8 protein-coding genes are annotated in these 12,622 nt (G+C 55.8%); 5 read left to right on the forward strand and 3 right to left on the reverse strand.

Going from position 1 to position 12,622, the window contains the following annotated elements; translation table 11 throughout:
• Positions 1 to 2: 2 nt before the first annotated feature.
• The 5 genes from DXC90_RS01310 (at position 3) to DXC90_RS01330 (ending at position 7,439) form a co-directional block, all read left to right on the forward strand.
• Complete coding sequence (locus DXC90_RS01310; RefSeq protein ID WP_117734410.1) at positions 3 to 3,533, forward strand: hypothetical protein; 3,531 nt, start codon at positions 3 to 5, stop codon at positions 3,531 to 3,533.
• Between the two features lie 14 nt (positions 3,534 to 3,547).
• A complete protein-coding gene (locus DXC90_RS01315) occupies positions 3,548 to 4,159 on the forward strand; it encodes a hypothetical protein (protein ID WP_117734411.1) in 612 nt (203 codons plus the stop codon).
• Positions 4,160 to 4,271: 112 nt separating this feature from the next.
• Complete coding sequence (locus DXC90_RS01320) at positions 4,272 to 5,420, forward strand: hypothetical protein (protein WP_147326594.1); 1,149 nt, start codon at positions 4,272 to 4,274, stop codon at positions 5,418 to 5,420.
• A gap of 21 nt (positions 5,421 to 5,441) precedes the next feature.
• Positions 5,442 to 6,347, forward strand: coding sequence for a hypothetical protein (locus DXC90_RS01325; RefSeq protein WP_117734413.1), 906 nt, complete (start codon positions 5,442 to 5,444; stop codon positions 6,345 to 6,347).
• Between the two features lie 27 nt (positions 6,348 to 6,374).
• Positions 6,375 to 7,439 (forward strand): hypothetical protein, encoded by a 1,065-nt coding sequence (locus DXC90_RS01330; RefSeq protein ID WP_147326595.1) that lies wholly within the window; start codon positions 6,375 to 6,377, stop codon positions 7,437 to 7,439.
• A 138-nt stretch (positions 7,440 to 7,577) separates the two neighbouring features.
• Here DXC90_RS01330 and DXC90_RS01335 read toward each other — a convergent pair whose 3' ends face one another.
• From DXC90_RS01335 to DXC90_RS01345, 3 genes are read right to left on the reverse strand one after another with little or no spacing between them, the layout of a single operon-like run.
• Entirely contained in the window at positions 7,578 to 8,801 is a 1,224-nt protein-coding gene (locus tag DXC90_RS01335) for a DUF4357 domain-containing protein (protein ID WP_117734415.1), read from the reverse strand.
• Positions 8,802 to 8,827: 26 nt separating this feature from the next.
• Entirely contained in the window at positions 8,828 to 11,245 is a 2,418-nt protein-coding gene (locus tag DXC90_RS01340) for a hypothetical protein (RefSeq protein WP_117734416.1), read from the reverse strand.
• A 60-nt stretch (positions 11,246 to 11,305) separates the two neighbouring features.
• The gene (locus DXC90_RS01345) at positions 11,306 to 12,577 is read right to left on the reverse strand and encodes a hypothetical protein (protein WP_117734417.1); all 1,272 of its coding nucleotides are present in this window, start codon (positions 12,575 to 12,577) and stop codon (positions 11,306 to 11,308) included.
• Positions 12,578 to 12,622: the final 45 nt, after the last annotated feature.

Below are 12,622 nucleotides of genomic sequence, written 5' to 3' on the forward strand. Positions count from 1 at the left end.
AGATGTCTGATGAGACGATAACGGTACACCGAGATGGCGGTACCGGCAACGATGAAACCGTGACGGTCCGCCGTGGGGACGTACCCGTAAACGGTGAAACGGTCACCGTGTATCACGGCAATCAGGCTCCTGTACCGGGTGAGACCGTGACGGTGCGCCGAGGCGCTGTTCCGGTGTCCGGCGAAACGGTGACCATTCGCCGCGGCGATGCCCCGTCGACAGGCGAGACGGTAACGGTGGACCGCTCGGTTCCTAGGGCAAACGGCGAGACGGTGACGGTGAGTCGTCCATTTTCTGTGACTGGTGGCGAGACCGTTACGGTTGCAAGGCCGATGGCTGCTCCCGCTGGCGGCGAGACGGTCATGGTTTCTCGGCCGGTGACGTCCGTTGCGGGCGAGACCGTAACGGTGACGCGACCTGCCGCTTCTAGCGGTCAAACGATAACGGTCCCACGCGGCGCGGTGGCAAATTCCAATGGCGAAACGGTGACCGTTTCTCGTGGGGACGTTCGCGCTGCTTCCTCCGTGCCCGTATCCCCTTTCGTTCCGGAAGATGTGACGATTACCTCACGTGACGACCAGCAGTTTATTGTTCACCTGGGTCAGGTTGTCGGTCATGGTGGTCAGTCCACGGTCTTTGCTGCCGAGCGGGTGGATGACGGCCTCGCATGTGTTGCCAAGGTGTTTAGCCCACTTGTGGAAAAAAAGCGTAGGGAATATGAGAAGACCGTACGCGCTGTCATGAGCCTCAACGATCGTCCTGTGTCGGAAACGCACTTGCTGCCGATTTTTGCCTATTTGCATCAGGGCCTGAGCGCGACCGAAGGGGGGGCCATAGCTCCCCAGCTTTGGGATATTGCCATCACTCCCAAGGCTACCTGTCTTAGCGACCGTCCCCGTAGCAAGCATATGGTCAAAAGCCGCGTGATTCCGGAGCTGAGTCATGCGATTAACCTGCTTCACACTGAGTTCGGCATCGTTCATCGTGATGTGAAGCCATCGAATGTATACCTGTACGATAAGCAAATCGTGCTTGGAGACTACGGCTCTGCTCGCTCGCTTTCGGGTGTTGACGATCGCCTTACCAACACCGTAACGATTTCTAATGGTTATACGCCAGGTAGCGGTGGCAGGGTCGACCCCAGCAACGATTGGTATTCGTTTGGCTATACCATTTGGACGCTCTATGAGGGCAATGTTCATCCGCTCCAACAAAGGATAGATGATAACACCATCGCAGATTTTCTGGATACGGGTCAACCTGTTGAGTTCACCCACCCTGATGACGCTACCTTGGGCAGTCTACTGCAAGGCCTTACGTTTGAGCTTGCAAACAAGCGCTTCGGATACGAAGAAATTAAAGACTGGATCGCTGACCCCGACCACTTCTATCGTCAGCTACCCCTCTTCGATTTCAAGAGTGGCCATGCGCCGTATGAATTTGTCGGCAGGCTTTATACCGATCCCGTGTCGCTTGCTCGTGGACTCGCGTCTCATTGGGACGAGGCAAAGCAGCGCATGCAGCAGTGGCAGCTCGAGCGCCAGATGCGTAAATGGAACGAAAATGACCTCGAGACAAAGATCCATGCGATCACCGAGGCGAAAGCGAAGGGCGGAGAAAAACCGAATTACGATTTCAATCTTGCTTGCGTGATCTACGAAATGTCGGGCGGCAAGATCATTTCGTGGCGCGGCGAAGATGTTTCGCTAGGTGCTGGAAAAACTAATCTTCCGGCGCGCATTGCCAACATGACAAATGTAGAAATTGATCGCTATGCGGTGAAGTCGGGGCTTGACGGCACCGAGTCTATGGGCGTGCTCCCCTCGGGCTTTCTTTCCTACGTTCTTTCCCGCCAAGGCGAGCATGACGAGTCGGTTGCAACTATTGCCGAGAATATCAAGGCAATTGAGGATCTTGCCGTTGCTTCCGACGATCCGCATTTTGCTGCCTGCCTATTGAAGGGCTTCCTTACGTTCGACGAGTTGGAAACTCATGCTGCGGCCCAGCAAGAGATCAAGAGACTCATTGAGAACCCCCGGGCATTTTTTGCCACTTGCTCGACGTCTCGCACTGTCGATGAGTTCTTCCTGCTCTTTGCAGGAGACGTTTCCATGGACGCTATTATCAAGGCACGCGGTGACGCCCAGAGTGGCGGGTCAATTGACGTTGATGTCGTACTCGATTTCATGGACCGTGTCGCCGACAACAAGGCTCCCGTGCGTGCGTTCTACCGCAAATACGGCAATATGGCAGGCTGGATTTGGCTTTCTGAGCACACCGCTCTTTACGAGGCGCTTCCGGGCTCTGCCGGAGAATCCGCAATCGTCAATCTTCGCGGCCTATCTCCTTCGGTGCAAGCATCGGTTGCTTCGCTCATGCAAGCGGGCTCCAATATCCGAATCGAAGGCAGCAAGCTTCGTGCCGACATGGAGGTGACACCTGTTCCCTATGTGAATGGCTGGCAGACGAGGGACGTTCTTCTTACTCGACCGCTTACGTTGAATGCTCTTTTCTGTGCCGAGGCACGAGGAGAGGCAGTGCCACGCGGATATGTGGCAGAACTGCTTGCAGGCGGTGCGGATGAACATCTACTCGATGGCATCGGAATCAGGCTTTTGGCTCATACGAACCTGACGCCTTCCGCCAGTTATTCTCAATTCCTCGAGGACGAGCGAAACGAGGCGGATGGTGCGCTCGAAGGTGCTATCCAACGGGATACTCAGGACTACAGCATGACTGAAGGCATCGCTGATACTGCCGCGCGTATTGAAGCTGTAAAGAAAGAGCAGAGCCGGGTGCTGCGCTGGACATGCGTTGTGGCAGTAATCTACTTCGTTGCCATCCTATGCGCACGTGGCTCTTTTGGACAGTTCATCGTTATGTGTGGCTCCCTCGCCCCGCTCGCAGTACTGTTCTTGGTCGCGGCGTTTGTTGGCATCTTTGGCTTCTTGGCCTTGAACCTGCTCCGTTCCTTTTCCGCGGTTGACCGCGTTCAATCGCTCGACAGCGATCTGGCGGCCAACGCAGATCTTCTCGAAAGCCGTCTGGTTCAACTCGTCGATTTTGATGGCCGCACGGGCGCTACGGTGGAAAAGCTCTTGATGGTGGGCGTTGATGAGGATCTTCCGATGGCACAGGGAGCCGATTTTTCGTTTGGTTCCGAAGGCAAGGCCTTCTACGCCGATCCTGAGGTTATGGATAGGCTTGGCAGATTGGCAATTCGCCTTTTGATTATCGCGTCGGCCGTGATTAGTGCGTCTGGGTTTATGGGCACTGTGTTCATTGACGGCGATGTGATAGCCAAAATCGAGGTAGTCTCCGCTATCGCCGTTGATGCACTCATTTGCATTTTCGTGCTGGGCGATGACGAGCATCCTGGCAGCGCCGCGTCAATACTGTCGTGGTCTTGGATTTGGTTGGGCCCGCTGGTCATCGCGTTTTTACTTTGGGGCGTCGTAACGGTTCTTCAGGCGTTCGGAATGGTGGGCGCTATTATCGCCGTAATATTTCTCATCGGATGTTTTATTAAGTAAGGGGAAATTCAACCATGCCAACTTTAGATTTTCGTAAGCTGATTCCGGGAGGCTATTCGGGGGCCGGCCCGAATGCCGGCAATTCGGCTGCGCCGCGGAGAAACGATGGTCTCCATGGCACCGAGCGACGTGCCATGGGCGCTTTTGACGACATGTTGGGTATTGAGAACGCGGCGCCCCAGCGCGGCTCTCAGACGAATGCACGCTCTCGTTCGAACATGGCGCAACGTGAAATCCGAAATGACGTGGTGATCAATGAGGGCTTGGGCTCGTATGACGGACGCCCGTGCTCCATCAGGATTTTCGAAAACCACCTCGAGATTGTCGCCAAGCGTGAGGGCTCGACGCTCGACAATCACCCCGCGCTCAAGATGCTCGTCCCCGGCATAGGCAACAGCAAGGCGGTGGCGGGTAGACTTTTCGCTCCGGGTAATTCCAATCCGCCGATCATCATTCCCTTTAATTCGCTGAGCGGTTTCCAGGAAGTGAGCGGGTTTATGCCCACGTTTGTCTTCAACCGGCGTAATCCTCAGACCAGAAAGATGGAGACGCACACCATCAAGACGATGACCAGGGAGTTTGGATATGCGCTTAACCGCTATGCCCAGACACACTTCCATTATTAATTAGGTAAAGGCAGAACACATGGCAGACGATAACCAGCAAGGGGGCATGTCGGCGCAGGAGAGACTTGCGCGCCTCTATAGCTCTCGCGTTGATGATCAGCAGGGGGATGCGGTGCCGACTTCGAGGCAGGCGACGGGGGCACGTGTTTCGGCAGGTGCTCCGCAGACACAAGCCCCATCCGCCCAGGAGCGGCTCGACCGCCTGCGTGCGCGTCGCGCCGGTGTGCCTCTCCCGGGCGATCCAGAGGCGGCTACTCCGGTTAACAACGAGGGCGCGAATCGCCCTCGCTTTAACATCAATCTTTCGCGCATCGTGGACGCGATTCCCACCATTGTTCGGTATTTCCCGCTGCGTATTTTCACGGTCTGGGGACTTTGCTCGGTCTGGTACCGCATGTACTTGAACGTTGGCGGAGACGATGTGTTGCATACGGGGCTTCCGGCACCGGGGTATAGCGCATTCAATCCATTCGCTTTGGGCGCCGTTGTATTCATCGGCCTTCTCGTAGTTGTGACGGAAATCATTGCCGGCCCTTTGAGCATGATCATTAAGCAACTGATCATCGGCGCCACGTATTTCTTCCGCGGTTCCGCCGCCACCCGCGAGGCCCGCGACCGCGCCCACGCGAACTTCAGCCTGCGCCGGCTCGTCACCGAGACGGTCCGCGGCTACCACAGCGGCTACTCGGTCTTCGGCTCCATGGCCCGCGCGACCCGCGGCGCCCGCAACAGCGCCTCCACGCTCGATTACGGCGTCGGGGCCTTCACGGGGGAGGATCCCAACGCGCCCGTCTACGATGACGGCCTGGGCGACCGCCCCTCGCAGATGGAGCTCACCGACGACGCGGCGTCGAGGATCTGGGACCTGTACTACCCGGCCTACGGCGCCGAGGGCCCCATGTCTAACCTGCACGAGGCGCTCGCCGCGGGCGACCCGCAGGACTACACGACCCTGATGAGCCTCGCCCTCAACGTGGCGGAGTGGTGCGAGCAAAACGGCACGCCCGACACGCACGGCTGGTTCGACGACCCCGCCTACCCGGGCGACTACGTCGACGCCGGCACGTTCTACCTCATGGCGTACTCGTTCTGGGAGCGGGCGGCCGAGGCGCGGCGCGTGGGGCCGATCGAGCCGCTCGCGGACGACATGAGCCGCTTCATCCTGCGCCACCTGAGCGACTGGTCGCGCGAGAACGCCCACGCCTACCGCTGGCGCGGCGACTGGCGCGACGCGGACTACTTCGACAAGGACCGCCTGTAGGCGGCGGAGGGGGAAACACGGATGGCAATTAATCAGAACGGGTCTGGCCGCGGGGGCGCCGGGTCCAACGGATCGGATGTCAACGATATCGTGAACCGCCTGGGCGGTCCGCGCGTGGTGATCGTTCTTGCCGTGGTGGTGGTCATCGCCATTGTGGCGGTCACGTCCATCACAAGCGGCATCTCCGACACCAATCGGCAGACCGAGCAGCGTGCCGAGGCCAAACAGCAGCAAGAAGACGAGGCGGCACGCGCTCAGCGTAAAAAGGAAAAAGAAGAGCGCCACCAGGAAGAAGCGAAAAAGGCCACAGTGCTCACGCTCGATGAGATTACGGACGAGGCGCTGCGCTCGGACTTAGCGCTCGATGCAGATGAGGACGGCAATATTTCGCAAGAGACTGCGGATGAAGCTAGATCAATCGACGTCGAGTCGTTTGATTCGCTTCCGCTGCTGGCCAACTTTCACAACATCACGACGTTTGGCATTGGCGACTACGACAGCGAAAGCTACGACATAAGCTCCATTAGCAATATCATTCATCTGTCCATTGGCGACTGCTCGGTGCCTCAGGTTGACCTCACACGTTTTTCTCAGCTACAGCGCGTTGCCATAAACAGGCTCGAGAGCCCCGTCGATACCTTGAATGCCAAAAACATGTCCTCGTTGACGAACGTCCAGATCGAAGGCCTTGATGGCAGTATTGGGACACTTGACCTGTCGGGTGATGTGAACCTTGACGTTCTGAAGATCGGTTGCAGAGTCGAAACGCTCAATTTGTGCGGCGCAGGCAGGGAAAATGCCTTCGATATTACGTTTTCGCCCAATTGCGTTGGCAAGATCTTGTACGACAGCGACACGGGCAGCGGCATGGTCGAGTTTTTGCAAAAAATGAGCAGTGACTACGGCTACACCATGGAGCAGCAGTGACGCTGCATTCAAGTGAGGAGAAGCAGTATGGCGAACTTTAAGCCCGACATGTCTTGGCGGGATAACGAACGGGTACAGCGTGTGACCGAGCGGCCTTCGGGCGGGGCTCATGAGCGGGCTGCCGAGACGCCGGATGTGCGGGTGAATATGCGTCCGAACGGGCAGGCAACCGAACAGTCTGCTGGGCAGGCGCAGCAGACGCCGGGGCGTTCGACAAGTCGGATCCCTCGCCCTGCCGGCCAGCCGAATGGACAGGCGGCTGAACGTGCAAATGAAGCCGTCTCTCGCTTGGGCGGCGTTCGCGCCCTGGTAGTGCTTGCGGCGGTTGTGGTCATAGGCGCGGTTGCCGTTTTCTCCGTGATTGGCGGCGTCGGTGACGTGCAAGGCGGCGGGGGAGCCTCGTCGAGCGCCTCTAAAGAGTCGAGCTCAACTGACGCCTCTGGCTCCGAGACCAAGAAAGAAAAAGGTCTCGTCGATGTTGATGCGATCACGGATGATGCTCTGCACGGGCTGCTTGCCGACTACGATAACGATGACGATGGCCAGCTGACCGCCAAGGAGACCCAGCGCATCACGAGGCTGGTCGTAACCGAAGAGGTGACGGATTTCACGCCCATTAGCAAGCTGGACAAGCTCGATACGCTTGGCATCAATACCCTGAGCGCCAAGAGTGCAGACTTTAGCGAGCTCGAGGCACTCGAGGTGCTCAAGTTTGGTGACATGACGACCCAGGACCTCGATCTGAGCGTCTGCCCCAAGCTCAATTCCTTTTGTATTGAAGGCCTTAAGGGTGCTGTCAATTCCATCAACGCTTCGGGTCTTAAGAACCTGATGTTCTTTACCGTTGACCAAGGCCTTCAGGGCGACGTCGAGAAGATTGATCTTTCGAACGATGACATTCTTGGCGCACTCGAGATTACCTGCAATGTCGGCGAACTTAACCTGTCGGGTTGCAGCCACTCGTTCCCCAAGCTCAACATTGCCGCTGATCACATCGACAAGATCGTGGTCGACAGCAACACCAATGCCGATCTGGTGGCTACCCTGCGCGATCTTTGCACCCAGAAGGGATGGACGCTGGAGGAGCGGTAGGGTCCTTTGGAACGCCAAGGTAATACCTGCTGTAAAGCTATAAGCGAACGAAAAGAAGCGGGGCTCGGTTATTTCCGAGTCCCGCTTCTTTTCGTCTGTATTGCTGGACGGTTTTACCTTCCAGCCCTTTTTCTCCTCTTACGATTGTTTTCCCTTCCTGTATTCTTCCTCAAGGTCGTTGATGGTTTTATTCCCATCGGTCGTCCACATAGTTTTGCCGTTGGAGCTTCGGCCTGCTACGAATCCCGCTGCTGCCGAGGGGCTCGAAAACGCAATGTCACCTGTGAGCACGTAATCCTCTATGAGGTCTGCATGCGCCTTGCGTTGCTTGATGACGGAGGCTGGGCAGCTTACCGTAAGATCCTTGGCAATTTTTGTGCCTTTTTCGACGATAAAAACGCCATTGGACACATGAGCAGTCCCTTCGGAGCTCTTTGTCGAGAGATGAAAAACATGGCCGGAAAGTGCAGCGGCAAGCTCGTCGTCTAATGGCTTGACCGTCTTCGCTTCCGTAATCGTAGAACCCTCTTTCTCAACCATTTGTTTGTTCTTAATGATTGAGTCTGCAACGATGAAAATCTTGTTAGCAAGCCAGCGAACGATGCAGTCCTTCACGAAATCGTAATCAGAGCCCTGCGCATCATCCTTAAGAAGTTCAATGAACTTAGGGAGGACCGCCTCCAGGCCATTGAACTCTTTGATTGCCTCCCAAGTGCTACGGGCGTTATTTGCTGAGTTCTTATCTTTTGAGGGATTGCCGGAGGCGCTTTCGTCGCCGCTTTCCTTATCGCGGATTTCGCGGGTCTGTTCTTTACCGAATGGCTCGTCACGATCGTTTTCGTCGTCATGGCCGTCCGGGCTGGTTTGACTGGATTTTTCTCTTGCAGCGGGTTCTCCGTTGGGGCTTTCGCCATATTTCTTTTTTAGATTCGCTTCAATCCTATCTTGGCTTGTCCAAAAAACTGGAATGCACCGGCGAGGCTTGTCATCCTTATCAGTTTTTTCCTCTTTTTCTCCCTCAGCGTTTTCCAGGAAATGATTGTATTCGTGGCAGCAGTTCTTGCTTTCGATATAGCCGGGCGTTATGAAAGCAAGCAGGATATCCGAGCCTTCGAGAGCTTCATTCACTTTCTGTTCCCAACGCTGCCCGTAATCGATGGAGACGATATCGGTGAACTTGTCAATTCGATAGTCAGTCAAAGCAAGCATATCTTCGCTTGTGTTGAGCATATCTAGGGTTCTGTCAGCGATATCGAGCATGTGGTTGAATGCGTTGTCCGCGCGTCGATAGCTTACGAATATGTGCAGAAGGGTGTGCCCCTCGCTGTCTTGCTTTGAATTTACGGCGGATGGCTTTCCCATATCGCAATCCTTTCAATTGAAAACCGTTATTTATTCGTGTCCTTCTTGGGTTTGACAACATTTCCCTTGGCTATTCGGGCAGAAAGAGCGGCGATGATTCGGTCGTAGGCGTAGACGTCTTTTCCTAGCAGGAACCCGCGGGCGCCGAGTACGTCGTTGTTGGGCGTCATGTAGGCGTGACGCATGAGGATGTCGGACTTGCGAACGCCTTCGGCCCCACTCTTGTTGGCCTTGCCACTCAGGAACGCATCGACGGCTGCTGCACGCATACGCTGCTCGCGTTCCTGTTCGACGGTGCCGTGTCCCAGTTCGGTCATGCCCGTTGCCCGGCAATAGGCAAGCCAACGATCGTGCTCCATGTCCCCTAAACGACAGATAAGGGCGAATTCCTCGCGGTTCTTCTGCTCGCTGGCATCGAACTCGGCTTTGGTGGCTGCGTCGGGAACGACGGAGCTTAATATCGCGCTAGCAACGTTGGCCTGTTCGGTGACCGACGTGACCTTGCCTTGCAGCTTTTCCTTCCAGTTCAGTTCGAAGGATTCTTGTTTCACATCGGCGGCGCTATAGCCAAGTGCCCAGAAACGGTAGGAGATATGTGCTGCTGAAGCTCGGCTGCTACTTTTGTTGGATTCCTTTCCGTTGTAGCTTTCAACAGCTTTATCAGCGGCCAGCGTTGCGTCGAAATCACTCTTGATAGAGCCATTAAAGCAAAGGTCGTATGCCGCATTAAGCTGGATGGCCAGACGCTCGCGCTCGTCGTCGATAATGTTGCCGTAGGTGTAGAACGTTTTACGAGCGCCAAACGGATGCATGATGTTATTAGCGTCCCCGCCGGTCCCATTGGTCTTATCGAGGCTTCTGAGGGCCTCCAGAATCTCTTCGCTTTCGATATGGGGGCAGATGACGGGCTGCTGTTTGGTGTAATCCGGTGTGCCCTGATCAACAAAGCGATTGAAGATCTGGCGCTGGAGCATGAGCGAGTATGAGAGATTTTGGCTGCAATCTCCCATGGTCACAAAGGCGTAAAGTCGAGCGTCATCGGGGATAAGCGCGCTTTCGGTCTTGGACGACACGCACTTATTCTGGATGTCGTAGCTCAATGCGGCGACAGCGCTGCCTGCAATAAGGCGATCAGTTGTAATCGAGGGCGCCTCGGCCTCCACGAAGCGCACGGTGGGCTCACCGTCGCAGCTTTCGCCAAACATCTCGGGATAACGAGCCGCTTCGCGCTCTAGTACTGCTCGGGCATTGGGGTCGACAACCACAATGTTCAGGCGGACGCCCGGCATGCGGCCCATCCAGAATGTTGTTCGTGCAGCCTGCATGCCGTAATCGCCTGCGCCGACAACGAGGACGGTGAGGTTCTGAGGCCTAGGATTGGGGTTTACGGAAATATTGATAGGCTCGAGCACGCTGTAGAGTGGAGCTTCTTCGAGCACATCGTAGATCTCGTCTTGTACACGCGAGATCAAATGAAGACAGGTTGGCTCATTTTTGGTTTTGATGGCATCGAAGATCTGGGCATCATCGGGGTTCTTGTGGGTGCAATGGAGCGTAATCCTGGGCGTGCCGTCGCTCTGGGGCTCCCTGTGTGTCGCTTCGATCATATCGATCGTTGCGCTTACGTTGTGCTCGGCCTCTTCGCTCGTCGTGACAACGTCGACTGCAACCAGGTGTTTGGCTGTATCGTGCAGCGCTGCAATCGTTGCAAGCACGTCTGCCGCCTCGGTGTCGGTGAACACATAGCGCACGTAGCCCTGGCAGAGATTGCGCAGCACACGCTGGCGTTCGCCGTCTTCATCGTTGTCTAGGCAAAAGATGAGGGCGATGTCGCCATTGTTATTGCTCTTGTTGAGCGTCCCGTTTTTGATGTTGTCGACGATATCGCGAGCGAGCAGCTCGGTGTTAGCGTCGACGCTCTCAAAGATAATTGCATGGTCGGCGTACTTGAGATGACGCTTGATAACGCTGCCCGAGAGACGCGTGGCAACAGCGTTGAAGGCAAACAGGCCAATTTCAACGGGAAGGGCGATGATGTATGCGAGTGTGAGCAGCGAATAGAGCAGGTTGAATACCTGGCCGACAATACCGCCGCCTAGGGGAATAGCGCCATAGACGGTTGACGTCACATCGGTGAGACCGGTCTGGATGGTTGTTGTCCATCCCACGGTAAAGAAGTTGGTAATAACCCAGCTAATGAAGTTGAAGGTTCCCGGCTCCCAGCCTTCGCCAAGATCGGAAGAAAAGCACTGCGCCCAGGTGACGGGGGCGAATAGGCAAAAGGCGCCAAGAGCGAGAATTCCAAAGGCGACGATACGACGGTTGGAATTGATCTCGAAGCCAAAGAGCTTGTGCTGATAGTTGTGCCGTTCCAAGTGTATGGAATAGTAGAGCGCGACGAGAGCGACGAGGAATGCCGCAAACCAACAGATTGGAGAAATCAAAGTAGGTACCTCCTGTGAGTATAGAGATGAACGGATATCGGGAACCGGGTTTGTTGCCGCCTACGTGAACATGCGATCCCTCAGCTCGGCGGCCTCGTTGATCTCGACGTTGGTTCTGCCTTGGAGATCTTCGGTACGCTTACTGGTGAGCTCGTCGCCCTTTAGTCCGTAGGTGGTGTACTGAACGATTGCACCGGCGGTTTCGGCTGCTTGACGTAGCGGCTCGTAGGTATCGGTCTGTTCGCACCATGCGTAGAAATCATCAACGGTGGCGTTGGGGTTGCCACTATAGAGTCGATACCATTCGCATCCAAAGCTGCCAAGGACCGAGAACGTCTTTTTCTCGACAAGCTTGTCGCCCTTGTATTTGTAATCCAATGTGAGCTCGACCAGATAGGCAGCTCCCGTTTCAAAGGCGTTCTCGTTGCTCTGACGACCGATGACCTCGGCCTCTGGATAGTACTTGCCAATAAACTCGGCGGCGTCGCCTTCGTAGTCGGCAACGATGCGCACGCTCTGTACCTTGCCGCGCTTGTACGTACAGTGCAGGATGCGCAGCAATCGCTCCTGCCAAAACGCATAGGAAAACAGGTGATCGACAAAGTGCGGGTTCTCGAGCCTATTGGCTTGATCCATCCACACGGTTTGGAACAGTTGGTAGTCGGCCTGCGGCTCGCCCGTGACCTCGCGAAACCACTGTACGGCGATGTCGGCGGGGATGTAGAACGAAAGCCGCTCCTGTGGGGTACCGCTCTTGGTCGTTTTGGCGCGCAAGGGGATCTCGACCTCGTAGCCAGAACCGTCGTCCGTTCCGCAGTTTAAAACGGGCGGCAGCATAAACTGGCAGGGGCCCTCGTCGCATACGCGCATCGGCTGGGGGCTAACAGGTTGCCCTTCAAACTCCATCTCGATGTCTGCGTCGTCTTCTTCGTCCTCGTCATCATCTTCGATGCCAAGGTCGTAGCCGGTGTAGTAGTCATCCAGGTGTCGCTCGTTTACATTTCGCCCGTTTACGACGTCAAAGACGGTAACACCCGTCATGCGGTCGCAATACTTTGCGACTTCAAAGAGGTTGCAGCTCTCCTCGGGCGTAAAGTTATCCATGCGGTGCTGGAATTCGGTAGCACATTCCTCGGGATCATAGCCGTCCATGTCGCTGTCACCGATCCAAAAGTTGGGATCACGATTGCTTTTGAAGTACCACCAGTACCAGACGGGGCAGAATACCGCATTTACGCCAAAAAAGACTTTCTGGATGATGTTGCTGTTGCCGTCGAACTTGTAATCGAGCGGCAAGTTAACAACCGGATCGTTTGATGTGTCGCGCGCCATGGTGTGCTCCCTGCGATGATTTGTGTTGCGCGCGAAGGCCAGATT

It is taken from the genome of Collinsella sp. TF09-1AT, assembly GCF_003436895.1.
In the GTDB taxonomy this organism is placed as follows: domain Bacteria; phylum Actinomycetota; class Coriobacteriia; order Coriobacteriales; family Coriobacteriaceae; genus Collinsella.